The sequence below is a fragment of the Kocuria sp. WRN011 genome (genome assembly GCF_002295155.1).
GTDB classification, from domain to species: domain Bacteria; phylum Actinomycetota; class Actinomycetes; order Actinomycetales; family Micrococcaceae; genus Kocuria; species Kocuria carniphila.
Genome location: NZ_NSGI01000003.1, coordinates 55,009 through 79,780 on the forward strand (window position 1 = coordinate 55,009; position 24,772 = coordinate 79,780).

Sequence of the window (24,772 nt, forward strand, 5' to 3'; positions counted from 1 at the left end):
ACCGGGCCTGCACCTTGACGCATTTGTTCATACCTCGCGTCGTGCGCCACCGGCCGCCCGGAGCAACCGCTCCCCCAGCTCTGCGAGGGCCTCTCGGACCTCCGGGTTCTCGATCACCGTGAATTCGTACTCGATCCCGGTCAACCACGACGCCGCTTCCTCAGGATCATCCGTCCCCGTGACGTACTCGCACAGACCCGGTTCGAGCTCGCGGAGGATCGCGCCGTCCCAGGTCATGAAGTCCGGTGCGCTCTCGATCGGACATCGCACGTGCAACACCACCTCGTGTTCGTAGGCCTCCAACGGCACGGGATCGAGCGTTCGTTCCAGCGCTTCGGCCGCGTCGGGCCTGCGACGAAACACCCAGTCGCCCACGCGCACCTCAGCCATGCGATCGAGGCGAAAGGAACGCCAAGCCTCACGAGCGACGTCGTACGCGGCCAAGTACCAAACCTGCCCGCGGCACGAGACCTGGTGCGGTTCGACCCATCGCTCCGAATGCCGCCCGCGACGGTCCACGTAGCTGAACCGCAGCCGACGGCGGCGCCTGGTCCCGTCCGCGCACGCAGCCAGAATCGCGGAATCGACCGCCATCCCCGCACCGCTCAGATCCGTGGCCGCACGGGTTTCCTGCGCACGGGCCCGAGCGGCGGGCGGCAGGACGGCGTCGATCTTGGCGAGCGCCCGCTGGCCCGCGTGCGCGTCGGTGAGGTACCCGGCCGCGGCGGCGAGGGCGACATTGACCGCGAGTGCCTCGTCCTCGTCGAGCGACAGCGCGGGCAGTGCCTGGCCACGACGCAACGCGTACCCGCCACCCTGGCCCGGCTCGGCATCCACGGTGTACCCGAGATTTCGCAAGCGGTCGACGTCGCGGCGCAGCGTTCGCGGCGTAACGCCCAGTTCCGCGGCGAGCACGGGCCCAGGCCACACGGGGCGGTGGCCGAGCAAGCTCAGTAGTTTCAGGGCGCGCGAAGTCGGATCCGTCACGCACCCAGTGTGACTGGGGACAGGATCTGTCCGCAATGGGGTTCATGATGCTCTCATCAGCAGTCGAAGCACTCAAGAGAGGCAAGATCATGGGTTTCCTGGTTCCCCAAGCACACGGCGAAAAAGACGTTCTGATCACCCACATCCTGTATCACCTCGCGCAAGTGCGCACCACGGTGTACGGACTCACCAACGAGCAGGCACATTCCGTGCCGTCCGCATCCTCGCTGAATCTCACGGGGTTGTTGCGGCATTGCGCGCTCGTGGCAGCGGGATGGTCCAACATGGCTGCGCAGCAGACCAATGTTCCTGATGTTCCGGAGGACATCGGTGAAGACATGTACATGGAAGATTGCGTGGCCCACCCAGCAACCCTGGACGAGACGCTCGAGTTCTTCGACCGATGCGTGTCCTACGCGTCCGAGCAGATGGAGTCCATCACCGACTTAAGCGCCCCCATGCCCGTCCCTGACGCGCCGTGGTACCCGCCCGAACTCGAATCCTGGGAGGCTCGCTGGGCGTTGACCCACATCGTCGGCGAGCTCGCGCGCCATGTGGGGCACGCGGACATCATCCGAGAGTCGATTGACGGCAAGGGGTCGTACGAGCTCAACGACCTGGTCGACGGGCTGGATCCGAATCGGGAGTGGTGAGGGTTGGGCTAGCTGGGCGCTCCAAGCTCCTGAGCGAATCAGTCCAGGGCCTTGAACCGCACGGCGGACCATTCCTCGGAGATGGCCACGTTGGCGTTGAGCGTCCAGTTCAACTCGTTCACGCGGGTCCAGATGGTGTCCCGATTGATGTTGGATCGGCCGCCCTTGAGGTAGCCGATCCACGCTGCGCGGGTACCCCGGAGGTCTTCGAGGTTTGCTTCCAACAGGTCGTCCAGGTTGGCGCGACCCATGGCGAACAGCACCGCAACGTCCGCGTTATTGGCGTGCTCCACGTAGACCGCGTCCTCCGGCAGCGGTTCCAGGAGATCGCGCGTTTCCGGGGTATCCCCGGCCTAGTAGACGGAGGAACCGGGCTTGATCAGCAGCTTTTCCGCGGGGGTCTTAGACATGGGTTCATCCTAGAACTGCGGGGTTGGATTCGTCCCGCATCAAGAGCCTCGCCTGCTCACCCTGCCGCGCGATGACGCGCTCGAGATCCACGCCCGGCAGGGATCCGCCCTCAACAACCCATCGGCCGTCCACCATGACCCGATCCGCCCGGTGCGCACCGCACAGCACCAGGGATGCGACGGGATCGTGGGAGCCCGCGAACCGCAACTCATCGCGCGTGAACATGGCGAGATCCGCCCTGGCTCCGGGCTCCAGGACACCGATGTTGTCCCAGCCGAGTGCTCCCGCGGACCCGCAAGTAGCCCAGTTCAGAGCCCGCGAAACGGGCACACGCGAAGGCCCCGCGGACAGCCGCTGAATGTTCAAGGCCGCACGAACTTCCTCGATCATGTTGGACCCGTCATTGGATGCGGACCCGTCCACGCCCAACCCCACCGGCGAACCTGCTTCCTCAAGCTCCAGGGCTCGACACGTCCCCGATCCCAACCGCATGTTCGACGTTGCGCAGTGGGCCACACCCACTCCTGCCGCACCCAAACGTGCGATTTCGGAGTCGTCCAGGTGGATCGCGTGCCCCAACCACGTGCGCGAGCTGAGCCAGCCCACGGATTCCAGATAGTCCACGGTTCGCAGGCCAAAACGTTCGCGGCAGAAGTCTTCCTCGTCAATGGTTTCGGCCAGGTGGGTGTGCAGCCGGACATCCAGGTCGGTGGCCAGCGCTGCTGTATCCCGCATGAGTTCTCGGGTGACGGAGAACGGGGAGCAGGGCGCCAAGGCCACCCGGATTCTGGCGTCCTCCCCGCCCTGGTGATACTTCTCCACGACCCGTTGGGAATCGGCCAGGATGGTGTCGTGATCCTGCACCGTGGACTGGGGTGGCAGGCCGCCGTCGTCCTGGCCCAGTGACATGGATCCACGGGTGAGCATTGCGCGAGCGCCCAGACGTTGCACCACGTCAACCTCGATGTCCACGGACTCCTCCATGCCCGCGGGGAACACGTAGTGGTGGTCGGCCGCCGTGGTGCACCCGGACAACAACAGTTCGGCCACCGCCACCGTCACGGCGGACTCCAGAGCGTCCGGAGTAAGCCGCGCCCACACAGGGTAGAGGCCCTGCAACCAGGGGAAGAGTTCAGCGTCCGCCACCGGCGCCCAGGCGCGCGTGAGCGTTTGGTAGAAGTGGTGATGCGTGTTGATCAGGCCGGGCAGCACCACGTGGGCGGCGGCGTCGAAAACCCTGTCGTACCGTGTCGGCTCCGATCCCGCGCCCACCATCTCCGTGATGACCCCGGTGCCGGTGTCGACCACCAGGCCGCGACTCGCGTAAGCATTGTCGCGGGAGGACGTGTGGATACCGGCCGGATCCTTGATCCAAAGCAGACTGCCGTTCGGCTGCGTGGTCGGGTCTTGGGTGGGACGTTCGAGGGTCATGGCGCACCTTTCCGGGCAACCGCCGTCACCCGTGATGAGCTCGGCATGCCACCGAGCCGGCTCAGTGTTCCTGTCTGCCGATCCAGGTGCCGCAGGGTTCGCGGAGGCCAACGCCGCACGGGCCAACGCTGAAGGCGCGACCGTCCCGGTGCGATTTCATATTCCGGAAATCATAATTAACATTCCGGAAATAAAAAGTGTTGCCCGTCACAGTCTGGCAAGGCTACGCTCGACAGCACAACCGCCACGGCGGGCCCTTTCAGGGCTATCTACCGGGCACGAATCCAGTACAACGCGAGCTGCAAGGCGAGTACATGGGCCCGTGTATTCCGGGTCTCGTGCGCTTTGCGGGCTGCCTCAGCACCGACAAGACAAAACCCGTGATCCGGAGAGCATCGTGAAAAAGCGCCCCGCGTCAGTCGACGCCACCACACCGCAACGCCCCGAGGACGAGTACCTGGGTGTCGGGCGATCCTTGGCCTACGGCCTGCAACACGTCCTGACCATGTACGGCGGCGTGATTGCCGTGCCGCTGATCATCGGAACCGCCGCCGGACTGGACGCGACCGAGACCGGCATCCTGGTTGCCGCCGCACTCTTCATTGGTGGCCTTGCCACCATCCTGCAGAGCATCGGTGTTCCCTTCTTAGGCGCCCAGTTGCCACTCGTGCAGGGCGTGTCTTTCGCTGGCGTGGCCACCATGCTGACCATCCTGCAGGGAACACCCGGCGAGGAAGGCCTCCGCGTCATCTTCGGAGCAGTGCTAGTTGCCTCCGCGCTCGGTTTCATCCTGGCGCCGTTCTTCGCGAAGATCATTCGGTTCTTCCCACCGGTCGTCTCCGGGGTGGTCATCACGACCATTGGCGTGACGCTGATGCCAGTGGCCGCGGGCTGGTCCCTGGGTCCCGAGGGCGATCCGGCCCACGGGTCAGTGGCCAACATCGGGCTGGCCGCGTTCACGCTTCTGATGGTCCTACTGCTTTCCAAAGTGGGTTCAGCGGCGATCTCACGCTTGTCGATCCTGCTGGCCATCGTGATCGGCACGATCGTGGCGGCCCTGTTGGGTCGCGCCAACTTCTCCGGCGTGGGCGAAGGTCCCGTGATCGGCTTCCCCACCCCCTTCGAGTTTGGCACGCCGCTGTTCGTCGCTTCCGCCATTCTGGGCATGTTCATCGTGATCATCGTGACGATGACCGAGACCACCGCGGACATCGTGGCCGTGGGCGAGATCGCGGAAACCGGAGTGGATTCCAAGCGCATCGCCAACGGTTTGCGCGCGGACATGCTGTCCTCCACGGTGGCTCCACTGTTCAACACGTTCACCCAGACCGCCTTCGCTCAGAACGTGGGCTTGGTGGCGATCACGGGGATTCGCAGCCGCTTCGTGGTGGCCGGGGCCGGCGTGATCATGGTGGTGCTGGGGCTGCTCCCGGTGCTCGGCCGCGTGGTCGCGGCAGTGCCCTCTCCCGTGCTGGGAGGTGCGGGCATCGTGCTGTTCGGGACCGTGGCGGCGTCGGGAATCCGAACCCTGGCGGGCGTCGATTACCGGTCGGGTCTCAACCTGATCGTCGTGGCCGTCTCGATGGCCATGGGTCTGATCCCCGTGGTCTCGCCGACCTTCTACGACCAGTTCCCGTCCTGGGTGCAGGTAGTTCTGGGGTCGGGCATCAGCGCGGCCGCGCTCACCGCCGTGCTGCTCAACATCCTGTTCAACGAGCTCAGGTTTGGATCGCGCCCCGGCTCGTCCGAGCTCGCCGCATACCCACCGCGCGTGTTCCCCAAGTCCATACTTCAGGGCCTGCAAGAAGGCGACACCTTGGTCAACGGGCGCCTGATCGGCGCGGACGGCCAGGAGATCGCCGTGGTCGATGACCATCTGGTGGACGAAGCCCGACGCCGCGTGGAGACTGGCGAGCTCACCGACACCGGCCAAATACACCGCGTGTACAAGCGCGACGGCCTCTGATTTTCCCGCCATCCTCACCCGAAACAACAGGAAGAAAACACCATGACAACCGATTCCGCGACGGCAAAGACGCCCTCCGACGCCGACGTCCAGAAGCACCTGCAAACCGCCATTGAGGCGGCCGCCCAGAACGCATCCGTGGATGGCGGCCCATTCGGAGCGGTGGTCGTCACGGCCGACGGCCAGGAGTTCGTTGCGGTCAACCGCGTCACCGCAGATCACGACCCAACGGCCCACGCAGAGGTGTCGGCCATCCGCGCAACCTGTAAGGCCCTGGGCACGCATGACCTGACCGGCGCCGTGCTCTACACCAGTTGCGAACCGTGCCCCATGTGCCTCTCGTCCTCCCTATGGGCGCGCCTGGACGCGGTCTACTTCGCGGCCGATCGGTACGACGCCGCCGACGGCGGTTTCGACGACGCCGTGTTCTACGAGTTCTTCACGGCCACCCCGGAGGAGCGAGACAAGCTGGTCCCGGTCCGCCACGTTGCAGTGGACAGCCGGAAGGCGCCCTTCGAATCCTGGGCGGCCAACGCGGAGCGCGCCGAGTACTGACCCATCTCTGTCACTGGACCGCGAGGGGTGCGTCTCCGGCGCGCGCCCGGTGGGGGTTATGCGTGTCTGAGCATGGGCGCACACTAAAGGCCCACACACCGCTCCTTTCGGAGGTTTGGTCCCATGTTCATCTTCAACACAGCCACCACGGCCAACGGCTTCCTGGCCGATCCCAACAACTCACTCGAATGGCTGTTCCAGGTCAAGAGCGAGGCACCGGACATGGAGCCATTCACGCAGACTGTCTCCGTATTCGTGATGGGTTCGTCAACCTATGAATGGTTACTGACCACCGAGAACATGCTCGAGCACCCCGAGAAGTGGACCGGGTTCTTCGGCGACCGACCCAGCTACGTGTTCACGAGCCGGGACCTTCCCGTACCGCCCGGCGTGGATGTCCGGTTCTTGAACAGCTCCGTTCCCGACGCGCTTCCCACGATCACGGAAACCGCTGGCGAGGGCGTCGTGTGGGTCATGGGTGGTGGAGACCTGGTCGGACAGTTCCTGGATGCCGGTGCTCTCGACCGCATCATCATGACGCTCGCGCCCGCGTTCCTTGCCAGCGGAAAGCCGTTACTTCCGCGCACTGTGTATCCCGACCGCTTGACCCTCAAGGGCGCGCGGACGGTCGGCCAGTTCGTGGAGATTACCTACGACGTCGTGAACCCGAGTCCCAGCGCATAGGGCATCTTTGCCGGCGGTCGTGTGCTGGTAGGCGCTGCCGACCCGTCTCTGCCGCTCGCCCTACGCGGAATCGTTCGCAATAAGCTTCTAGTCGTGTCACCCTGAAGCCATGACGCACGAACACCCGGAGCACAAGGCACCCGTCACCGCCCAAGAGTGGGATGCCCGCTACGACACCGAGCACATCTGGAGTGGCAACCCGAACGGCGCGCTGGTGGCCGAGGCTTCATCGCTCACGCCCGGATCCGCATTGGACGTCGGCTGCGGTGAGGGCGCGGATGCCGTGTGGCTCGCTCAACGGGGTTGGTCCGTCACGGGTGTGGACGTTTCCACCGTTGCCGTGGAGCGTGCCCGCACCGCTGCGGATGCCGCCGGAGTGGAGGTCAGATGGTTGGTTCAGGGTTTCCTTGACGCGCCGTTTATCGATTTTGATCTGGTGTCCGCCCAGTACCCGGCCATCCCCAAGGTCGGCGACCATGAGGTAGAACTGCACTTCGCCCAGGCCGTGAAGCCCGGCGGACTGCTCATGTTCGTCCATCACGTCATGGACGACGGCCCTCACGGATTCGACCCAGCGGACTATGTCATGCCGGGGGACATTGCCCAGTACTTTGCGCACGCTGGCTGGGATTTCCTGGTGGACGAAGTCCGCGAGCGCCGTGTCTCCGGTGGTGCCGGAGCCCACCATTCTCAGGACCGGGTGATTGTGATGCGAAGACCGATGTAATTTACGGCCGCACTCAGACCTTCACGCTATAACCGCGGTTTTGTACAAAAGCGTCAAGAATGCCTGTATTCTGAGTGCATGAGTGACATGACCGTAAGTGACGCTCGGGCCCGACTAGCCGACGTAGTGGACACCGCACGAGTTGGCCACAAACCCGTCTTCCTAACACGGCGCGGACACCGCATTGCCGCAGTTGTGGATGCTGGCGACTTAGAGAAACTTATGTCAGCAGCCGAGGACCTGGCAGACATTCAGGCTGCCCAGGCTGCCCGGAAGGAAATGGATGACGGCGAGGATGCCATCCCATGGGACCAGGTCAAATCTGATCTTGGCCTTTCATGACCTACCGGATTGAACTAGCACCGGCAGCGTTGCGCCAGATCAGGAAACTCGACAAGCCCGCACGGTTACGAATTCAGGCCGCAATTGAACTTTTGGCCGATAATCCCCGACCTCACGGCGCTAAAAAGCTCGTGGGCGGCAAAGGAGAGTGGCGGGTACGCACGGGCAATTACCGCGTTATCTACGAGATCGATGACGGAGTCTTGATGGTCCTGGTCTTGGCCGCAGGACACAGGCGAGAGATCTATCGCTAGCCTCCTACAAGATGCGCGCCCAAAAAGCCGGTCCCGCCAAGTACCAAAACGTTGGTCATGACGGGACCGTAGCAGGGCCAGCCGTTGTCAGTTCTCCGTGGCCGGGTCTTCGTCCTTGTTGTCGGTCATGGCACCAACACCCTCATCGGCGGGTTCGGCGTCGGCTTCGGTGCGGCTGCTCAGTTCTTCGCGCTCTTCTTCGGCGCTCATCTTGATCGAGTCTTCGCCGGGTTTACCGTTGTTCTGCGACTGCATGGGGTGCTCCTTCGCGTGTCCTCAAACCTCTGCGGCAACGACCGACAGATGGGGTGCCGGCCCGCAAAAGCCCTTGTCCCCCGAGCTTCCCCCGGCACTAAGTGGCCTGTCAATCACCCGCATGGGTTGATTTGAGCTAGGAGCAGCACCCCCATTGAGACAGCCGTTCAGCAGCCGTTTGCCGCCTCATTCTCAGCAACTCGCTTGATCGCGGCCAGTGTTTCCGGGATGCCCCGACGAGCGGCTTCGCGACGCTTATCGGGCGCATCCTCGCCCCTGTTCTTTCGCAACCATTCACGCCCCGTAGGGAGTACGTGCCAGGTCTCGGTCAGACGGGAGCCGTTATCGGTGGGTTCAATGATGTAGCTCCACCGAGCCACACCACCGAGGTCAGGCGCCACAAGCCAAGCGAATTCACGCGGGTGATCGGCCACGAGAACTTCGGAGATCGTGGTCCATTCGACGTCACCGACCACGTTGCGACCGGTGAACACATCTCCCACTTTGCCGGTACCGCTGTTTTTCCACTCCCCGCCGCGACAAATGGGTGACCACTCCCCAATTCGCTTGGGGTTGGTCACCATGTCGTAGAGCACCTCTGGCTCCACGACAATGTCGATGGAATCGCTGTGTTGCCACTGCTTCTCGGGATCCTCGGCCATGAGCCGATGCTATCCGAGCCCGTCGATCTCCTCACCTCAGACTTAGCCGCTTGTCGGAGACTCCCCGGGTACGGACTGCAGTGATCACGCTCCACAACGTGACGGCCCAGATCACGACCACCAACGCGGGGTCCGCCCACGAGGAACGTGACCAGGCGGCGTCGTCGAGAATGACTGGATCCACAATGTCCATGGTGAGGACAGCGGCGGTGAGGAACGCGGCGAAGGCGAGGGTCGCTACGAGATTCACGACTCGCATGGCCGCGGTCGATTTCCGCGCTCGAAGTTTCCATACTTCTGCAGCGGCGAAGACCACGAGGAAGCCGTAGTACACCGGTAGCCAGACGTTCCAGAGGTCAGGGTTGAGGAAGCTGCCGCCGTCATTGAGCTGGCCCGCGTAAACGAATGATGTGGGGATCACCGGGATGAGCGCGAGAAACACGATGAAAACCAATGACCCGACAGTCTCGGTGAGTCCGGGATGCGTGGTGTGTAGAAATACACCACGGCCGTGGTCACCTCGAACCTTGGACGATTCCGCTGGCACGATCCGGGCCAGTTGCTCCGGCGATAGCACTCGCTCAAGAAGCGCGAACAGTGCTGCCAAGATCGCCACGGTGAGTAGGGTCGCCATGATGGCCTTCGCCGCCGCGACCGCGATCAATTCGCCGATCACGGGTGTGGGCTCAACGGCCAGGTACACCGCGGCGTTCACCACCGCCGCAACAACCAGCGCCATGGGAAGCATCCAACGCGCGAGTCTGACGAAGGCGGGATACAGCTGAGGACCAATGAGATATTGCGGTGAATCGGAAAGTGAACTCATCACGGATCATCCCTAACGGATGCGCGGGGTCGGCCCTTTCTGAACGGAACTGACCGCTTGGTCAAATTTTAGACCTTACGGTCGAATTCGACAATGGGTGGTTCTGCTGAGCGACCGAAACAACGCCGCGAGCACCTTCATCACTCAGTGTCGAAGCAACTCACTGAACCCCGTAAACCAGCGCAACGGTTCCCAGATCGGTCTGGGCCACGGACTTCAGTTCAAGGTTCTTGGGCATTGGGAGCTCGCCGAACAGGCGCTTGCCGGCTCCCAGCAGGAGGGGATGGATGAAGAGGCGCAGCTCGTCGACCAGGTTCTCGGCCAACAACTGACGACAGAGATTCCCGCTCCCCAACACAGCGATATCTCCGGCTTCCACTTCCTTGAGTTCTCGTACGGAAGCGCTGAAATCGGACGACAGAATGGTCGTCCCAGCCCACGCAACGTCACGAAGGGTGCGGGAGGCCACGTACTTGGGCGTCGCGTTCAGGTGAGCGGCCATCGGATTGTCGTCGGGTTGGAATGGCCAAAAGGCGGCCATTTTCTCGTAGGTCTTGCGACCAAACAGGTAGCTGGACGTGTTATCCAAACCCGTAGGGGCCACCACCTGATGAATGCTCTCGGCAAACGGGGCACCCCATCCCCCGTGGGTGAAGCCACCTTCCGTGTCTTCCTCCGGAGAGCCGAGGCCTTGCATGACCCCGTCGACCGTTAGAAACTCAATTAACATCAGATTGCCCATCACAGCATCCTTTCGTCGTTGTACTTACACGGTAGGAACGCGCCTCCCCCGTGGTATTGCATAAATCGGCACGGAAAGTAGGCGGGCATGAACGTGGACCAACCCACGATCGTCCGACATCAGGTTCCGCCCTCACTTCGCGGGGTGATTGTGGGCATCGTGGGATACGACGACGTAGCTCCCCCTGGCGGGCGTGCACGGATACAACCAGCCAGCAGCTTGTTGATTCTCGAAATCTCGCTCACTTCGCCACTGCATATCCGCCCATTGCACGCGGGTTTAGATGCCGACGTCGCTCACCGCACGTTTTTGGCGGGGCTCAGCACTGCCCCAGTGCAGACGGTATTTTTTGGCCGCCACACGTCAATTCAGATCTACCTGTCTCCGATGGGTGCTTATCAGCTGCTAGGCATTCCGGGCACCGAAACAGCGAGGATCGTGGCGTCTGCTGATGAACTGGTTCCGCAGTGGGCCCACGACTTGGCCGATAGAATGACAGACTTTACTAACTGGCCACAACGGTTCGCGGCGGTAGATCGTGAACTCGTCCGCCACGCTGGAATCGAGTTCGCTGCCGACCCGTTGGTGACGTGGGCCTGGAATGAACTCCAGCTCTCTGGCGGGCAGGTTCGAGTGGGCGAACTCGCGCAACGCTCGGGCTGGAGCGTGCGCCATCTCGGTCAGTTATTCAAGACAGTAACCGGTGTTTCTCTCAAGGAGGTAGCACGGTTGATCCGCTTCGAACACATTCACGCGGAGCTTGGCGCCTGGCAACTCAGTGACGTCGCACAGCGTCACGGGCTATCGGATCAAAGTCATTTGTGCCGCGAGGTATTGCAGTTTTCAGGGGAAACCCCACTGTCGTTGTCCACGTCTCGGCGCCCCACGGCCTTCACCGCCCTCGGGGTGCAACCCGGTGACTTCGGATATGCGCTTAGAAACCATACGTGAGCAGAACGGTTTCTGATCCAGGCAAGCGTCGAGCGTCCAGCAGGTGCGCGTTGGTTTCGGGAACCCCTTCAAACACCCGGTGGTCTCCCGCGACGATCTTGGGACCGACCATCAAATACAGGACGTCCACGAGTCCCTGGGCCATGAGTTCCGTCCAGACCGTTCGACTGCCGAAGACGAGCGCCTCGCCCTCTTGCTGCCGCAGCTCAGCAACCCGCTGAGCGAGACCCGAACGCGGAACAATGGTCGTCTGCTCGCGATAAGGCTCGGTCTCTTCCGGAGTCAGCGAATCGGAAACAACCGTGATCGGAATGCCGTCCGCATATCGTCGGGCAATGAACCGGTCGTCTTCGCCTGCGTCGGGATTGTCGACCTGATGGGGCCAGTAACTGACCATGCCACGGAAGGTGGTGGCCCCGAACAGGAGCGAGCTGGCCGCGGCCATCCGCTCGGCGTTCTGGTTGCCGAAGGCCATGTCCATGGGCATGGCCATTACGTCTCCGCCGGGTCCTTCGGTGTACCCGTCCAAGCTGACGAGGCTGCTGACGACGATCTTTCCCATGACGATTCCTCGTTGTTCTTGTGGCTGAGGCGGAGGGCCCGGGCAATCCGGACTTGGCGAATACGTTCCACGGTGATCAGCCGCTCACGGTGATCCATGAGGGCGAGGTCGGTGGTGACGGGTGACATCATGATGTTCTCCTCAGAACAATGGATGCCCGCTCACGCGAGCATCAGCAGGATTCCGGCCCCGAGGGTCAGATCCAGAGCAGCGCACCATTCGGCCAGGGACCGCGATACGACCGCGTGGCGCCGCCAATGGACCACATCCCAGATGGCGTGGCCGATCAGCCCGACACCCACGAGTACGCGACCGCCAACAGGGTCAAGCCACAGCGCAATCAATCCCACGGCGAGAAATCCGACGGCGGCAAACGGCTGCCAGCGGTAGGCCCCAGACCGTTTCCACAGGCCTCGGATCAACCCCGCAATGATGGAGCCAACAATCACCAAGGCGAACACCCCCATTTCGAGGGCCACGTTGTCGGACAGCAATCGAAGAGCGACGACAACAACCACGAGAACTCCCAGGACCGACCAGGACCAACTGGGCTTGTCGAGGGCCGCGATGACCACATAGGCCGTGGTCGCCACCAGCAGCACCATGAGTGCGCCGAGCGCGTTGGAGTTGTCGTCGGTCACCAAGTTGAAGACCGCGAAAGCCACGCCCAACAGCAAAGGCCAGCGCCTAACAACGGTGCGTGCCAGCTGAACTGGCCAGGGCGTCGTCGGCGTATCGGAACGCCGATCGGTACGAGCGGTAACGGTATGCATGTTCATGCTTGGAGGTTAGGAGCGTGCGGACGGTGACCGGCCGGTAGCTCTTATATCCGGTCCGGAATCCTGGGATACTCGTCCTACGGCTTCGGACGGGGGAATCTGATGGCCGATCGTAAGACAGCAGTGATCACCTACGACCACACCGAACTTCTGGACGTCGCCTGCATCACCACGCCGTTGTACCTGGCCAATCTCATCGGCCGGCCCAGCAATCCGTACCAGGTGCAGGTTGTCAGTCTTCACGGGGCGCCCATCAGGTGCGATACCGGCCTGACCTTGCAAGCGCACGGCGCCGTCGAGCATCTGCTGGGCCCACTCGATACCTTGATCGTGGCCGGCGGTGTGGGGCATTTGCGCGCCGCCGACAGTGAACCGTTGCTGCGGCACGTCCGGAGGTTGGCTGATTCGAGCCGCCGGGTCGCCTCAGTGTGCACGGGCGCCACCGTTCTGGCCGCGGCCGGTCTTTTGGACGGCAAGCGAGCCACCACGCATTGGCGATTCGCCGCCGACCTGGTGCGCAAATACCCGCAGGTCACGGTGGACCCCGATCCCATCTTCATTCGCGACGGCTCAGTGGCAACCGCCGCCGGGGTCACCAGCGCGCTGGATCTGACGCTGGCCCTCATCGAGGAGGACCACGGTGTCGGTCTCGCGAGTCAGGTCGCCCGTGACCTGGTGACCTATCTGCAGCGGCCGGGCAATCAAGCACAAATGAGCATGTTCACGGCCACGTCCGGTGAGGGCAGCGAGATCGTCCACGCGGCGGTCGCCTTCATCACCACCCACCTGGACGAGGATCTGACCATCACGGCCGTCGCCGATCACGTGGGCGTGAGCCCACGGCACCTTGCGCGCCTTTTCGATGCGCACCTGGGCGATTCACCGGCGCGTTTTGTGCGCCGGATACGCAACGACGCCGCCGCGAGACTCCTCGACACCAGCGCCTTACCCATCTCCGAGATCGCACGCCGTTGCGGTTTCGGGTCCGTGGAAGCCCTGCGCCAGAGTTTCGTGAGTCAGTACGACACCTCACCCAGTGCGTATCGGGACCGTGTCGGACGACCGCTAGCCGAACACTGATGGGCCGGTTGGACATGTGCCCCAGGAATCTGGACGGACCGACTGGCTACCGCCCGGTCACCTGATTCACGGATCTAATCTTCAAACATGAGCACCCACAACAACTCCGCACCCCGTATTCTCCTGATCCCCGGAGCCTGGATGGGCGGGTGGATCTGGGAGCCCACGGTCGACCAACTCCGTGCCCAAGGGTTGGAGGCAGCGTCCCTCACTCTGGATGGCCTGGAACCCGGGGCCGTGGCTCACCATGTCGGCTCCGTTCGGCTCGAAAAACATGTCACCCAGGTCGCCAATGTGATTCTCGAATGGCCGGACCAGTCCGTGGTTCTGGTGGGCCATTCCTATTCCGGGATAGTTGTCGGCCACGTGGCTGACCGCCTGCCGGACCGCGTGATCTCGTCCATTCATTTCGACAGTTTCCTACCGGTCAACGGGCGCAGCCTGATCGACGACTGGGGTTCGGACCCGGCCGAGCGCGCCCGGGAACGATCCGACATCGAGAACGGCACCGGTTACCCCTTCCACTGGGCACCGCCGCCCCGGCAAGCGCTGGAGCTCGAACCGGGGCTCATTCCGCAGGACCGAGAGTTCCTCCTGGAACGGTTCACCCCGCACCCCGGACACACCGTGCTCGACCCCGCCCGCCTGGACCATCCCGTCACCCAGCAGAAAGCGCTGTTCGTAGCCTCTGCGGCGACCAACATCCCGGCCGTCCTGCGAACACCGGACGCGGCCACGTGGGACATCCGCATCATGGACTCCGGGCATTGGCCCATGCTAGAACGCCCCCGGGACGTCATCGAGCTGATCACCGAGCTCGTCGAGTCGCTCGACTGACCACCCGCTGCCCCTACGCTGGCCCCATGACCCATATCCGCTCCACCCGCCACCGTTTTCACGGCCACATTGCCGGAGCCGGCACCTCCGGCGGCACCCGCCTGGTCCTCGGCTGCTGGACCCGCACACCCCACGGCCCGTTCGCTGACGTCATGGTCGCCCACCCGGACGGTCGGCGTGAACTGCTCGCCCCGGACGAATGGGTCGCGGACTTCGTGGCCGGCACCTACGAGTTCGACGACGTTCGGATCCTGCCCGTACACGCCCAACGCACCGGCACCGCTCAGAACTCAATGTGGCACGTGGCTGCCGGGCCACTCGCCTGGGACTTCACCGTGGGTCCGCGGGATCTCCTGGGATATGTCCTGCGGGCCGTGCCCGCCCCGATCGGCCGGACGTTGACGTTCACTCGAGCCAGCGACGTCGTCGCCCGCCGGATCATGCCCGGCGTGCGGACGCTGGGAACCGCGGGTAACGACCGGCTCGAGTGGTACTCCGCCAGTGACCTCCACGGGTTGAGCGAGTCGACCGCAACCTGGGACGGCGCACCTCTGGGCGCCATGACGGACATGACGCCGCCACCGGATTTCGGGTTCAGTTCAACGCCACGGCAACCGAGCCTCACGGCCTTGACGAGCACCGTGCGCGGCGACTTCCGCCCTGGGAATAATCCGAGAATTTCATAAGTAGCCTGCCAAATCTCAGGTGGAACCTGGTAGACAAAAGGTACTGATCCTTTTCAGTCCTAGGAGGTCTGTTTTGTCCACGAACGAGAACAACATTCCGCAGGTTCCCGGTGTCCCCGGCGTTGAACCGGCATCCGTTGAAGAACCCACGGCTCCCCGCCCGCCGTTGCCCCCCAAGGCTGATCAGTCCGGCCCCGAGACCGTGACACCCACCGGGGCCGAGACCGGTGCGCCGAAGACCGCGAATGCCCAGCAGGGTGAGTACCTCACCACCGCTCACGGCGCTCGTTTGAGCAACTCCGACCAATCCTTGAAGGCCGGAACCCGCGGCCCCATTTTGCTGCAGGACCATCACTTCCGCGAGAAGATCTCGCACTTCGACCACGAACGCATCCCCGAGCGCGTGGTGCACGCCCGCGGCTCCGGTGCCCACGGAACCTTCCGTTCCTACGGCACCGCGTCCAAGATCAGCCAGGCCGGTGTGTTCGCCAAGGACAAGGAGACCCCGGTTTTCGTGCGGTTTTCCACCGTGCTCGGCTCCCGCGGGTCCGGCGACCTGGCCCGTGACACCCGCGGTTTCGCCACCAAGTTCTACACGGACGAGGGCACCTGGGACCTGGTGGGCAACAACATGCCCGTGTTCTTCATCCAGGACCCCATCAAGTTCCCGGACGTGGTGCACGCGGCCAAGCCCCAGCCGGATCGCGAGATCCCCCAAGCACAGTCCGCCCACGACACGTTCTGGGACTTCGTGTCCCTGCACACCGAGGCCCAGCACCACACGCTGTGGAACATGTCCGACCGCGGCATCCCGCGCTCCTTCCGCATGATGGAGGGCTTCGGTGTGCACACCTTCCGCCTCATCGCCGAGGGCGGGGAAACCGTGCTGGTGAAGTTCCACTGGAAGCCGCGCTTGGGCGTGCACTCCGTGACCTGGGAAGAAGCTCAGCTCATCAACGGCGCGGACCCCGATTTCCACCGCCGAGACCTGGCTGATGCCATCGAGGCCGGCGCCTTCCCGCAGTGGGAATTGGGCGTGCAGGTGTTCGAGGACAACGATGACCAGACCTTCCAGGGCATCGACCTGCTGGATCCCACCAAGATCGTGCCCGAGGAACTCGCTCCGGTGGAGCCGATCGGCCTCATGACCTTGGACAAGAACCCCACGAACTTCTTTGCCGAGACCGAGCAGATCGCGTTCAACCCGAACAACCTGGTTCCCGGCATCGACGTCACCAACGACCCGCTGCTGCAGGGCCGCTTGTTCTCCTACCTGGACACCCAGATCAGCCGTCTGGGCGGTCCCAACTGGAACCAGTTGCCCATCAACCGTTCACACGCCCCGGTCAACGACATGCTGCGCGACGGCATGCACCAGACCGCGGTGCACGGCGGCGTGGCCCCCTACCGTCCCAACTCGCTGGACGGCGGTAACCCGTTCGAAACTCCCGCGGACGCCCGCCCGTTCATTGACTTCCCGCAGCCGGTGGCCGCATCCGTCAAAGAACGTAAGCGCCCGCAGTCCTTCGAGGATCACTTCAGCCACCCGCGCCTGTTCTGGCTGTCGCTGTCCGAAGTCGAACGTGAGCACACGGCGCAGGCCTACGCTTTCGAACTCGGCAAGTGCTGGGACGAGAACATTCGTGTGCGCCAGCTCCGTCACTTGGCCGCGATCGATCCGGACCTGGGTCGCAACGTGGCCACGATGCTCGGTCTGCCCGAGCCGGAGCCCACCGAAGCTCCGGCCAAGGACGTGGAGCCCTCCGCCGCGTTCACCCAGGTGGGCAAGACCTGGCCCACCGAGGGCCGTCAGATCGGCATTGTCGTGGGTCCGGACGTTGACGTGGCCGCGCTCAAGAGCCTCATCATTGCCGTGGACGAGGCGGACATGGTGCCGCTGGTCATCGCGCCCACCGGTGGCGAGGTCGGGGGCGGCGTGGTTGCCCAGCGCACCTACCTGACCGCGCGTTCCATCGAGTTCGACGCCGTTCTGGTCGCCTCCAACGCGGCCCCCGGCGACGACGCCCACCACGGTTTGGACGCCAAGGCCGCCGCAGCCGGGCCCGAAGGTCTCGACCCCCGCGTTGCCCTGCTCCTGCAGGAAGTGTGGCGTCAGGCCAAGGCACTGGGCGCATGGGGTTCGGGCAGCGATGTGCTGACCACCCTCAAGCTCGATGACAGCGTCGGCGTGGAAACGGGCAGCGACCCCGTGGAGGTCTTCAAGACCATCATGGAACTGCTCAGCCAGCACCGCGCCTGGGACCGCTTCCCGACCACGGGTCGTTTGGCCTAAACAGCCGCCTGACCTGAGCTAGTGAAGACAGTTGCCGCCTCCCTGCGCATGCAGTGGGGCGGCAACTTTCTACCCGTGGAAGGTGACAACCGTGCGACATCCCGCGAGCGCCGTCGTCCCGTTAAGCTCCTAGTCACCCGACTGTCAGGCTGTGGAGGCACAGTGTCTGCATGTCGAATTCACAGCCCGCCGGAGAGCGGAAACTCGGAAACCTTTCGGCCAAGGACACCAGGACTCTGCGCGAGTTCATTCGGGTGCGCGGCCAGGCGTATTTGAAGGACCCCAATGTCAGTTCGATCGGGGTCGGATACAAGGTGGTGGACGGTAAGACCACCGATCAGATCGCGGTGCAGTTCACGGTGCATCGCAAACTGCCGATGGATGAGCTGGCGCGGCAAGGCACGCATGCCCTCCCGGACAGCATCGAGGTGGAACAGCTGACCGTGCCCACCGATGTGCTCGAGGTCAGCTACGTCCCGAGCTACGTGCTGGTGCCGGAGGTCGCGCCCAAGATCAGGACCCGGCGGCACGATCCGGTGGTACCGGGCGTGAGCATCAGCATGTGACCACATCCGCGGGCACCCTGGGCGCGATCGTCTACGGCCGCGAGGACGGCACTCCTTATGCACTGAGCAACTGGCATGTGTTGCACGGTCCGGGTAGCCAGATCGGTGCGCGCACGGTTCAGCCGGGCACCTTTGACGACAACCGCGTGGGCCAAAACGCTCTGGGCGAGCTCGTGCGCTCCCACCTGGGGCCGGCCGGTGACTGCGCCATCACGTCACTCACCGATCGTCGCTTCGACCCGACCATCCTGGAGCTGGACGTGATCCCTGAGGAGATCGGCGATCCCGAGCTCGGTGACAAAGTGGTCAAATCCGGGCGCACCAGCGGCGTCACGTACGGCGTGGTCCGGCGCGTGGACGTGCTCACCAAACTCGATTACGGCGAGGGTTTCGGCGAACGGAACATCGGCGGTTTCGAGATCGGCCCCGACTCCTCCCGCGGCGAGGAGTTGGAACTGAGCGAGGGCGGCGATTCCGGCTCTGTGTGGATGTTCCGCAGCGGCAATGGTCGCACCTCCCGTGTGATGGCCGGCCTGCACTTCGCGGGTGACGCCGGCGGCGGCGCGGAATCCGCCATCGCGTGCCTCCCGGCCTCGGTCTTCGAGAAGCTCGACATCAGCCTGAGCCCCATCACGTACGAAACGGTCCGCGCGGAGGCCGCGGCCGCCCCCGGCCATGGTTTCGATTCGAGTTTCCTGGGGGACGAGGTCGCTCTGCCCACCCTGAGCGCCGATCTCGCGGATGACATCGCACCGGTCAAGGACGGTAGCGAGGTCGTTCACCACACGCACTTCTCTCTGACCATGAGTGCGTCACGACGGCTGGCACGGTGGGTTGCGTGGAACATCGATGGGGAGTCACTCAAGAAGCTCTCCCGCAGCTCCATCAAATTCCAGCTGGACCCGCAGATCGATGCCAAGCACCAGATGGGCGACGAAGTGTACAAGGCCAACGACCTGGACCGCGGGTACCTCGCGCGCCGTGCGGACCTCACCTGGGGCCCGCGAGCGGAGGCGCAGCAAGCCAACGAGGACTCGTTCTACTTCACCAACATTTCCCCGCAGATCAACAGCTTCAATCAATCCTCACGCGGCGGCCTGTGGGGCCGCCTCGAGGACACCGTCTACGACCAGGTCGAAGTGGACCGACTGCGACTGAGCGTCTTCGGCGGGCCGGTGTTCCACGATGACGACCGCGAATACCGCGGCGTGCGCGTCCCTCGAGAGTTCTGGAAGGTCCTGGCCTACACGACCGACGGGCAGCTCACCACCAAGGCGTTCCTGCTGACCCAGAACTTGGACCGGTTGGAGACACTGGACCTGCAAGAGTTCAAGACTTACCAGTTGACCCTGGATGAGTTGACCGAGCGCACGGGCGTGCAGTTTGCTCCCGCGCTCACGGAGCAGCCGGCTCCCGAGGCGCTGGCGGAACCGCGGGTCGTGGAGTCCCCCAGCGACGTCGTGTGGTGACCGACGTCGTGTGGTGACCGAGCGGCGTCGTCGATTCGTCGGCACCGGGCAGGAAACCGCGCCGAACGGGCTGTGGCGCGGACCACGCACCCCGGGGCCGTCCAAGTCAAGTGATTGTCACGGTTCTACATGCGAGGACGCACTTCTCAACAAATATTGAGTGAGCTGACGTGGGGGTTTTGGATGGAGCCAACTCATCTTCTTCGCGGCAGGAGCTTCCGTGCGAACACTCATCTTGCTCGCCCTCGTGGGATTCGGGGCGCAGCTCGTGGACGGGTCCCTGGGCATGGCCTACGGCGTGACCTCATCCACGCTGCTTCTCGCCGTGGGTTTGGCTCCCGCCTCGGTCTCGGCCACGGTACACCTGGCTGAGGTGGGCACCACGCTCGCCTCGGGTGTATCGCACTGGAAGTTCGGCAACATCGACTGGCGCGTGGTCGGGTTCATGGCGGTGCCCGGCGGCATCGCAGCGTTCTTCGGGGCTCACGTGCTCACCCTTTCGGGAGCTGCCGCGGCGCCGGTGATGTCCATGGTGCTGCTAGCCCTGGGCATCTTTGTGGTGTGGCGCTTCCTGACCATCCCGGACCGTCGCCCGGACTTCAAGGGCAAGGTTCCCGGCTTCCTGTTGATCCCGCTGGCCACGGTCGCGGGCTTCATGGACGCGATCGGCGGTGGCGGTTGGGGTCCGGTGGGTACCCCCACGCTGTTGGCCTCGGGGAAGATCGCTCCGCGCAAGGTCATCGGCTCTATCGATACGTCCGAGTTCGTGGTGAGCCTGGGCGCGTCCGCGGGCTTCCTGTTGGCACTGGGTAGCCAGGGCATTGATTTCGGTTTCGTGATCGCACTGCTGATCGGGGGAGTGCTGGCCGCGCCGATCGCCGCGTATCTCGTGCGCCTGCTCGCCCCGCGCATTCTGGCGATCGCCGCGGGCGGCCTGATCATCTTCACGAACGTTCGCACGCTCTTGGGGCTCGACGCCGTGCAGTCCGTCCTCCCCGGGGCCGGCGCCGATTACTCGATCCTGGGTGCGCTGGCCGCACTGTGGATCGCCGGCATGGTGTGGGTGGTTCGCCGCGAGCTGGCCGACCGCAAGGCCGAGCGCTCCCCCGACGAGCCGGAGAAGGTGCTGGTCAACCAGTAAGGCCAACGACGCCGCTCGGCTGAGAGGGAACCACGCTTCCCTCGGCCAGTCGCGGCTGTATGAGGGCCACGCCTCTGAGCCATCTTTCTTGCTGGCTCGGCAAGAAAGATTGCTACTTCCGTGTGGTTGGGGCCTGATGGAAGTCCACAGGCAATCCATCAAGGAGTCGTCATCATGCGCATCAACACCAGTAGATTGGCTCAGGCAGTCGCAGTAGGCATTGGAGCAACGGTTGTCATGGACTCCGGCGGAGAGGTCCTACGCCGAACTCGCGGAGTGAAACCTCTGGACTACGCCCTGCTCGGACGCTGGATCGGTCACATGTCAGAGGGGCAGTTCCGACACCCAGCCATCATGGACGCCGTCCCGGTTCGGTATGAACGACTATTGGGTTGGGCGGCGCATTACAGCATTGGAACCGGGTTCGTGCTCGTGTTGGTTGCCGTGCACCCACGTTGGTTGGAACGCCCCACGATTATCCCGGCCTTGATCACCGGCATAGGAACCATCGTGGCACCGTGGTTCGTGATGCAGCCGGCTTTCGGACTCGGCATAGCCGCCGCAAAGACTCCGACGCCGACCATTGCTCGCGCCCGAAGCTTGCGGACCCACACCATCTATGGGCTGGGCATCTGGGTCGCGGCCAATATTCTTCGCCACCTGCGTTCCTGAGTCGTCGTCTCAGAGCTCACTCACCAGCAGGTTCGGCCAAATGCACCCGCTCCCCGTGCCGACCGAGCAGACTCAGGATTTCTACGGGGCCGTTACCAGTGCTACCGAACCAGTGTTCAGCACGCGTGTCGAACTCGGCGGCCTGCCCGGGTTCCAGAATCACATCGTGGTCTCCCACGATCAGCCGCAGCCGACCGGACAGAACGTACAGCCATTCGACGCCCTCGTGTCGAGTGGTCACCGGTGTCGAATGGTCGGAAGGCAAGATCATCTTGAGTGCCTGCCGGGGCCCGGGAAGGTGCGTCAACGGCACCACTATCACCCCTTTTCGTCGCACGGGTCGCGGATGAACCCGGGGATCGCCAACCGAAGGGGCACCCACCAGTTCATCGAGCGGTAGCTCATAGCACTGCGAGAGCGGCAACAGCAGTTCCAAGGTCGGACGTCGACCACCCGATTCCAACCGAGACAAGGTCGAGGACGAGATACCCGTTCGAACAGCCACTTCCTCGAGGGTCAGGGATCTCGCATGCCTGAAGGCTCGTAGCCTGGGGCCCACGTCTCTCAGCACATCGTTCATTTGCGTCCCTCTCGTTAGGCCCACCTCACCACAGATCGCTCCGTCATGAAGGCGTGCCGGGTCCCGCAGTTCGCAGCTGCGCCCCTCCCCGAGAAACTAGAGACTACGCCCGAATCCGTAGCTGTACAGGTTCCCGTCACGGTCGCGGTAGGCGTACTCGTCACCCAGGAACTTGCCGGGCACATCGCGGGGTGAATCCGCAATGGCTTGCGCGGACACAGGCAGGGTCATGGGCAGGCGACCGGCAGGGCCGCCATCTTCTCCGGACAGCGAGCGCAGCAGGTGCTCGGGCTTGATCTCGAACGTGATCGCCACCGCCTGGGCTTCGGGCTCGAGTTCGGCCAGCAACCACGGGTTGGTCGCGTTGACCACCAACAGTGTGGGAACGGTCTTCTCGATCACCTGAACACGGTCCACGTCCACGCCGTTGTCACGGGGGTCGAGAGACAGCGACACACCTTCGCGATCGTCCTCGAACAGTGCGATCTCAGGGCGGGCCCAGATGAGCGCGAAGTCCGCGTCCTCGGGAGCACTCACGATGTCTGCGGTTGGCCATACCGCCGCAATGGCCTCTTCCAGCTGGCCCTGCACCTGGTCGATCTTGGTACGGCCCGTCACGAAGGGATAGACCTTGATGGGCTTGTCGAGCTGGAGAGGCAACAGAGCGGCGTCGGCGTCGTTACGAAGGAGCGTGACCGACTGTCGCTGCGCGCGCTCGCCCAGGGCCGAGATCTCAGGGGCGCCGATGACGGAGGCGGCACGAGCGGCGTCGACGTAGGGGTTCTCGAACAGGCCGAGCGCAAAGATTTCGGTGAGCAGCCGCGCGGCGGGCTGGTCGAGCTCGGAGGCTTCCAGGTGACCCTGCTCGACGGCGGCGATCAGCTGGGCGGGGTTGGCCATGTCCGAGAAGATATCGGTGCCGGCGCGGACGGCGGCGGCGAAACGGTCGGCCTCGCTGAGGTCCTCGACGCCCCACATCATGGCGTCGATGACCCCGGAGTCGGAGTTCACGTAGCCCTCATGACCCATCTTGTCGCGCAGTAGCCTTTGAATGAAGGTGCGGTTGTAGGCGAACGCAACCTCCTCGAACTGAGTGGTGGGGCCCTGCCAGAACTCCTGGTCCAGCTGCGGGGAGGAGTTGTTCATGGGGCGGGCGTAATACGGCATGATCGAGGCGGCACCGGCGTCCAGAGCGGCCTGGAACGGGGGTAAATGGTACTTCTCGAGCGCGTTCTCGGTGGGGTACTCGTTGGTCTGGCCCCACTCGAAGTGCGGATCGTGACCGTCCAGACGCACGCCGCCGCCCGGAAAGTGCTTGATGGTAGTGGCCACGGATTCTTCGCTCAGGGTCTCGCCCTGCATACCACGCACCACGGCGCCGATGTACTCGGAGACCAGCTCGGGATCCTCACCGAAGGTGCCATTGAAGCGGGACCAGCGAGGCTCGGAGGCGAGGTCAGCCATGTACCCGTAGAGCTTGTGGATGCCGCCTGCGCGCCATTCCTTGGCGATCTCGTGGCCGAAAGTCTCGATGAGTTCCTTGTCGTTCAGTGCGGCCAGACCCAGCTCACCGGGCCACTCGGAGAAGATGCCGGTGGACTCGTTCACACCGAACTGGGAGACGAGCGCGACATGGTTGCGGGGGTTGGACGCGAAGATCGCAGGGATGCCCAGTCGCGAGTTCTCGGCGAGTTCCTGGACCGCGTTGGTCCACTCGGTGAGTTCCTGGGGAGTGAGGTTGTCGCGGACCACGAAGTAGCGCTGACCGCGCTCGTTGATGGCCTTGTCGGTTGCCGAGGTCACCAGTACCGGCTCGGCGAAAGGCACGCCGGTGATGGGGTTGGCGTCGCGCCAGACGTCCTCCTGATTGAGGATCTGTCCCTCAACGGGGGTAGGCAGGAATGCGGAGTAGCCCGGGTAGTGCGAGCCGATGACCATCAGCCCGGCCTTCTCCTCGGTGGTCATGCGGGAGACCAGGTCACGAGCTCGTTCGGCGGCGGGGAGGCGCCAATCCTCGAAGGGCGACAGGGCGCCGTCGCCGTCGAGATCGCGAAACGTCAGGCCGTCCTGCTCGATGTAGCGGCCGGTCTTGCTGCCGAGTTCGGGTTGAGTAGTCATGTGTGCGGCCCTTCGTCGCGTCCAACTCCGTGCCATTACGGCGGCGCTGACCACTCCAAAAACCCAGCCAGCTCCGACCATGGCGATCTGATGGTCACTGTATGCGCGGTGCCGGCCGGGTTCCCGTAGTTGGCAGCAGTTGCCAGGAGTTGCGGCTTTCGGAGCGGGGACGACGGCGCTCGGGCAGGTTTGCGGCGGCGTTCATTGACCTGGACCATGGTCCAACTGTTTGGGTAACAGCATGAGATCAAGCGCATTCACTATCGGACCCGTAATGATTCCTCCGATGGCCTTGGGAACTATGTATTTTGGTACGCAAGTCCCCCGCAACCAGGCTTTCGCCTGCTTGAACCATGCTTATGAGTTGGGCGCACGATTCTGGGACACAGCCAACAACTACGCGTTCTGGGCGAATGGAACTGGCAACGAGTCCGAGGAGACGATCGGTGCCTGGCTGGCCGCTAACGGCACTGGCATGCGCGACGAGGTCACCTTGGCGACAAAAATCGGGGCCCGTCCACGTTCATTGGGAGACGGCCTGGA

27 protein-coding genes and 1 pseudogene are annotated in these 24,772 nt (G+C 63.8%); 17 read left to right on the forward strand and 11 right to left on the reverse strand.

Annotated elements, in window-relative coordinates:
* Positions 1 to 27: 27 nt before the first annotated feature.
* Positions 28 to 987: a YafY family protein gene (locus CKW39_RS04875; RefSeq protein WP_158222909.1), complete on the reverse strand. Its 960-nt coding sequence runs from the start codon at positions 985 to 987 to the stop codon at positions 28 to 30.
* A gap of 44 nt (positions 988 to 1,031) precedes the next feature.
* Here CKW39_RS04875 and CKW39_RS04880 point away from each other — a divergent pair, with 44 nt between their 5' ends.
* Positions 1,032 to 1,640 (forward strand): DinB family protein, encoded by a 609-nt coding sequence (locus CKW39_RS04880; protein WP_238663195.1) that lies wholly within the window; start codon positions 1,032 to 1,034, stop codon positions 1,638 to 1,640.
* A gap of 38 nt (positions 1,641 to 1,678) precedes the next feature.
* Here CKW39_RS04880 and CKW39_RS04885 read toward each other — a convergent pair whose 3' ends face one another.
* Both CKW39_RS04885 and CKW39_RS04890 read right to left on the reverse strand, forming a co-directional pair.
* Positions 1,679 to 1,933, reverse strand: coding sequence for a hypothetical protein (locus CKW39_RS04885; RefSeq protein ID WP_095797053.1), 255 nt, complete (start codon positions 1,931 to 1,933; stop codon positions 1,679 to 1,681).
* A gap of 121 nt (positions 1,934 to 2,054) precedes the next feature.
* Positions 2,055 to 3,482, reverse strand: a complete 1,428-nt coding sequence (locus CKW39_RS04890) for an 8-oxoguanine deaminase (RefSeq protein ID WP_095797054.1) — start codon at positions 3,480 to 3,482, stop codon at positions 2,055 to 2,057.
* A 397-nt stretch (positions 3,483 to 3,879) separates the two neighbouring features.
* Between CKW39_RS04890 and CKW39_RS04895 the strand changes: the two genes are divergently transcribed.
* The 6 genes from CKW39_RS04895 to CKW39_RS04920 all read left to right on the forward strand — a co-directional run bounded on the left by CKW39_RS04895 (position 3,880) and on the right by CKW39_RS04920 (position 8,010).
* Positions 3,880 to 5,448, forward strand: coding sequence for a nucleobase:cation symporter-2 family protein (locus tag CKW39_RS04895; protein ID WP_254049286.1), 1,569 nt, complete (start codon positions 3,880 to 3,882; stop codon positions 5,446 to 5,448).
* Between the two features lie 42 nt (positions 5,449 to 5,490).
* Positions 5,491 to 6,003, forward strand: coding sequence for a nucleoside deaminase (locus CKW39_RS04900; protein ID WP_095797055.1), 513 nt, complete (start codon positions 5,491 to 5,493; stop codon positions 6,001 to 6,003).
* 123 nt (positions 6,004 to 6,126) lie between these two features.
* The gene (locus tag CKW39_RS04905; RefSeq protein WP_095797056.1) at positions 6,127 to 6,687 is read left to right on the forward strand and encodes a dihydrofolate reductase family protein; all 561 of its coding nucleotides are present in this window, start codon (positions 6,127 to 6,129) and stop codon (positions 6,685 to 6,687) included.
* A 109-nt stretch (positions 6,688 to 6,796) separates the two neighbouring features.
* Positions 6,797 to 7,414 (forward strand): bifunctional 2-polyprenyl-6-hydroxyphenol methylase/3-demethylubiquinol 3-O-methyltransferase UbiG, encoded by a 618-nt coding sequence (locus CKW39_RS04910; protein ID WP_095797057.1) that lies wholly within the window; start codon positions 6,797 to 6,799, stop codon positions 7,412 to 7,414.
* Positions 7,415 to 7,492: 78 nt separating this feature from the next.
* Positions 7,493 to 7,756, forward strand: coding sequence for a type II toxin-antitoxin system Phd/YefM family antitoxin (locus tag CKW39_RS04915; RefSeq protein ID WP_095797058.1), 264 nt, complete (start codon positions 7,493 to 7,495; stop codon positions 7,754 to 7,756).
* Entirely contained in the window at positions 7,753 to 8,010 is a 258-nt protein-coding gene (locus CKW39_RS04920) for a type II toxin-antitoxin system RelE/ParE family toxin (RefSeq protein ID WP_016995664.1), read from the forward strand. Before CKW39_RS04915 ends, CKW39_RS04920 begins: the two co-directional genes overlap by 4 nt.
* A gap of 87 nt (positions 8,011 to 8,097) precedes the next feature.
* Here the strand turns inward: CKW39_RS04920 and CKW39_RS15530 are convergent, their stop codons facing one another.
* The 4 genes from CKW39_RS15530 to CKW39_RS04935 all read right to left on the reverse strand — a co-directional run bounded on the left by CKW39_RS15530 (position 8,098) and on the right by CKW39_RS04935 (position 10,495).
* Complete coding sequence (locus tag CKW39_RS15530; protein WP_016995665.1) at positions 8,098 to 8,265, reverse strand: hypothetical protein; 168 nt, start codon at positions 8,263 to 8,265, stop codon at positions 8,098 to 8,100.
* Between the two features lie 167 nt (positions 8,266 to 8,432).
* Positions 8,433 to 8,927, reverse strand: coding sequence for an SRPBCC family protein (locus tag CKW39_RS04925; protein ID WP_095797059.1), 495 nt, complete (start codon positions 8,925 to 8,927; stop codon positions 8,433 to 8,435).
* A 31-nt stretch (positions 8,928 to 8,958) separates the two neighbouring features.
* Complete coding sequence (locus CKW39_RS04930; RefSeq protein WP_095797060.1) at positions 8,959 to 9,753, reverse strand: hypothetical protein; 795 nt, start codon at positions 9,751 to 9,753, stop codon at positions 8,959 to 8,961.
* A 160-nt stretch (positions 9,754 to 9,913) separates the two neighbouring features.
* On the reverse strand, positions 9,914 to 10,495 hold the full coding sequence (locus CKW39_RS04935; protein WP_095797061.1) for a dihydrofolate reductase family protein: 582 nt from the start codon (positions 10,493 to 10,495) through the stop codon (positions 9,914 to 9,916).
* Between the two features lie 87 nt (positions 10,496 to 10,582).
* On the opposite strand from CKW39_RS04935, the gene CKW39_RS04940 reads away from it, so the two are divergent.
* Positions 10,583 to 11,446 (forward strand): helix-turn-helix transcriptional regulator, encoded by an 864-nt coding sequence (locus CKW39_RS04940; RefSeq protein WP_095797062.1) that lies wholly within the window; start codon positions 10,583 to 10,585, stop codon positions 11,444 to 11,446.
* On the opposite strand, the gene CKW39_RS04945 is transcribed toward CKW39_RS04940, so the two are convergent.
* Both CKW39_RS04945 and CKW39_RS04950 read right to left on the reverse strand, forming a co-directional pair.
* Positions 11,430 to 12,008 carry a dihydrofolate reductase family protein gene (locus CKW39_RS04945; RefSeq protein WP_095797063.1) on the reverse strand — a complete coding sequence of 193 codons (579 nt, stop codon included), beginning with the start codon at positions 12,006 to 12,008 and terminating at the stop codon, positions 11,430 to 11,432. The genes CKW39_RS04940 and CKW39_RS04945 overlap by 17 nt on opposite strands.
* A 161-nt stretch (positions 12,009 to 12,169) precedes the next feature.
* Entirely contained in the window at positions 12,170 to 12,787 is a 618-nt protein-coding gene (locus tag CKW39_RS04950; protein ID WP_143469933.1) for a hypothetical protein, read from the reverse strand.
* 102 nt (positions 12,788 to 12,889) lie between these two features.
* Between CKW39_RS04950 and CKW39_RS04955 the strand changes: the two genes are divergently transcribed.
* From CKW39_RS04955 to CKW39_RS04990, 8 genes are all read left to right on the forward strand, one after another.
* A complete protein-coding gene (locus CKW39_RS04955; RefSeq protein ID WP_095797065.1) occupies positions 12,890 to 13,867 on the forward strand; it encodes a GlxA family transcriptional regulator in 978 nt (325 codons plus the stop codon).
* A gap of 87 nt (positions 13,868 to 13,954) precedes the next feature.
* Positions 13,955 to 14,704: an alpha/beta fold hydrolase gene (locus CKW39_RS04960; protein WP_095797066.1), complete on the forward strand. Its 750-nt coding sequence runs from the start codon at positions 13,955 to 13,957 to the stop codon at positions 14,702 to 14,704.
* A 26-nt stretch (positions 14,705 to 14,730) separates the two neighbouring features.
* Entirely contained in the window at positions 14,731 to 15,390 is a 660-nt protein-coding gene (locus CKW39_RS04965; protein WP_095797067.1) for a hypothetical protein, read from the forward strand.
* 73 nt (positions 15,391 to 15,463) lie between these two features.
* Entirely contained in the window at positions 15,464 to 17,683 is a 2,220-nt protein-coding gene (locus tag CKW39_RS04970) for a catalase (protein WP_095797068.1), read from the forward strand.
* A gap of 170 nt (positions 17,684 to 17,853) precedes the next feature.
* On the forward strand, positions 17,854 to 18,249 hold the full coding sequence (locus CKW39_RS04975) for a hypothetical protein (RefSeq protein WP_095797069.1): 396 nt from the start codon (positions 17,854 to 17,856) through the stop codon (positions 18,247 to 18,249).
* Positions 18,246 to 19,718 carry a DNA/RNA non-specific endonuclease gene (locus CKW39_RS04980; protein ID WP_095797070.1) on the forward strand — a complete coding sequence of 491 codons (1,473 nt, stop codon included), beginning with the start codon at positions 18,246 to 18,248 and terminating at the stop codon, positions 19,716 to 19,718. Before CKW39_RS04975 ends, CKW39_RS04980 begins: the two co-directional genes overlap by 4 nt.
* Positions 19,719 to 19,938: 220 nt before the next feature.
* Positions 19,939 to 20,859, forward strand: coding sequence for a sulfite exporter TauE/SafE family protein (locus CKW39_RS04985; RefSeq protein ID WP_095797071.1), 921 nt, complete (start codon positions 19,939 to 19,941; stop codon positions 20,857 to 20,859).
* Positions 20,860 to 21,033: 174 nt separating this feature from the next.
* Positions 21,034 to 21,531 (forward strand): DUF2938 domain-containing protein, encoded by a 498-nt coding sequence (locus CKW39_RS04990; protein ID WP_095797072.1) that lies wholly within the window; start codon positions 21,034 to 21,036, stop codon positions 21,529 to 21,531.
* Positions 21,532 to 21,547: 16 nt separating this feature from the next.
* Here CKW39_RS04990 and CKW39_RS04995 read toward each other — a convergent pair whose 3' ends face one another.
* Both CKW39_RS04995 and CKW39_RS05000 read right to left on the reverse strand, forming a co-directional pair.
* Complete coding sequence (locus CKW39_RS04995; protein ID WP_095797073.1) at positions 21,548 to 22,111, reverse strand: helix-turn-helix domain-containing protein; 564 nt, start codon at positions 22,109 to 22,111, stop codon at positions 21,548 to 21,550.
* 96 nt (positions 22,112 to 22,207) lie between these two features.
* Positions 22,208 to 24,229 carry a glycoside hydrolase family 3 protein gene (locus CKW39_RS05000; protein WP_095797074.1) on the reverse strand — a complete coding sequence of 674 codons (2,022 nt, stop codon included), beginning with the start codon at positions 24,227 to 24,229 and terminating at the stop codon, positions 22,208 to 22,210.
* Between the two features lie 286 nt (positions 24,230 to 24,515).
* Between CKW39_RS05000 and CKW39_RS15920 the strand changes: the two are divergent.
* A pseudogene (locus CKW39_RS15920) lies at positions 24,516 to 24,740 on the forward strand (aldo/keto reductase); the annotation flags it as partial.
* Positions 24,741 to 24,772 lie beyond the last annotated feature (32 nt).

What these genes read in the sequence shown, in the direction of transcription:
- CKW39_RS04965 (WP_095797067.1), top strand. Translation starts at nt 14,731, where the DNA reads ATGACCCATATCCGCTCCACCCGCCACCGTTTTCACGGCCACATTGCC.
- CKW39_RS04925 (WP_095797059.1), bottom strand. Translation starts at nt 8,927, where the DNA reads ATGGCCGAGGATCCCGAGAAGCAGTGGCAACACAGCGATTCCATCGAC.
- CKW39_RS04960 (WP_095797066.1), top strand. Translation starts at nt 13,955, where the DNA reads ATGAGCACCCACAACAACTCCGCACCCCGTATTCTCCTGATCCCCGGA.
- CKW39_RS04975 (WP_095797069.1), top strand. Translation starts at nt 17,854, where the DNA reads ATGTCGAATTCACAGCCCGCCGGAGAGCGGAAACTCGGAAACCTTTCG.
- CKW39_RS04930 (WP_095797060.1), bottom strand. Translation starts at nt 9,753, where the DNA reads ATGAGTTCACTTTCCGATTCACCGCAATATCTCATTGGTCCTCAGCTG.
- CKW39_RS04950 (WP_143469933.1), bottom strand. Translation starts at nt 12,787, where the DNA reads ATGAACATGCATACCGTTACCGCTCGTACCGATCGGCGTTCCGATACG.
- CKW39_RS04915 (WP_095797058.1), top strand. Translation starts at nt 7,493, where the DNA reads ATGAGTGACATGACCGTAAGTGACGCTCGGGCCCGACTAGCCGACGTA.
- CKW39_RS04880 (WP_238663195.1), top strand. Translation starts at nt 1,032, where the DNA reads ATGATGCTCTCATCAGCAGTCGAAGCACTCAAGAGAGGCAAGATCATG.
- CKW39_RS04935 (WP_095797061.1), bottom strand. Translation starts at nt 10,495, where the DNA reads ATGGGCAATCTGATGTTAATTGAGTTTCTAACGGTCGACGGGGTCATG.
- CKW39_RS04910 (WP_095797057.1), top strand. Translation starts at nt 6,797, where the DNA reads ATGACGCACGAACACCCGGAGCACAAGGCACCCGTCACCGCCCAAGAG.
- CKW39_RS04945 (WP_095797063.1), bottom strand. Translation starts at nt 12,008, where the DNA reads ATGGGAAAGATCGTCGTCAGCAGCCTCGTCAGCTTGGACGGGTACACC.
- CKW39_RS04990 (WP_095797072.1), top strand. Translation starts at nt 21,034, where the DNA reads ATGCGCATCAACACCAGTAGATTGGCTCAGGCAGTCGCAGTAGGCATT.
- CKW39_RS04995 (WP_095797073.1), bottom strand. Translation starts at nt 22,111, where the DNA reads ATGAACGATGTGCTGAGAGACGTGGGCCCCAGGCTACGAGCCTTCAGG.
- CKW39_RS05000 (WP_095797074.1), bottom strand. Translation starts at nt 24,229, where the DNA reads ATGACTACTCAACCCGAACTCGGCAGCAAGACCGGCCGCTACATCGAG.
- CKW39_RS04890 (WP_095797054.1), bottom strand. Translation starts at nt 3,482, where the DNA reads ATGACCCTCGAACGTCCCACCCAAGACCCGACCACGCAGCCGAACGGC.
- CKW39_RS04900 (WP_095797055.1), top strand. Translation starts at nt 5,491, where the DNA reads ATGACAACCGATTCCGCGACGGCAAAGACGCCCTCCGACGCCGACGTC.
- CKW39_RS04955 (WP_095797065.1), top strand. Translation starts at nt 12,890, where the DNA reads ATGGCCGATCGTAAGACAGCAGTGATCACCTACGACCACACCGAACTT.
- CKW39_RS04920 (WP_016995664.1), top strand. Translation starts at nt 7,753, where the DNA reads ATGACCTACCGGATTGAACTAGCACCGGCAGCGTTGCGCCAGATCAGG.
- CKW39_RS04905 (WP_095797056.1), top strand. Translation starts at nt 6,127, where the DNA reads ATGTTCATCTTCAACACAGCCACCACGGCCAACGGCTTCCTGGCCGAT.
- CKW39_RS15530 (WP_016995665.1), bottom strand. Translation starts at nt 8,265, where the DNA reads ATGCAGTCGCAGAACAACGGTAAACCCGGCGAAGACTCGATCAAGATG.
- CKW39_RS04940 (WP_095797062.1), top strand. Translation starts at nt 10,583, where the DNA reads ATGAACGTGGACCAACCCACGATCGTCCGACATCAGGTTCCGCCCTCA.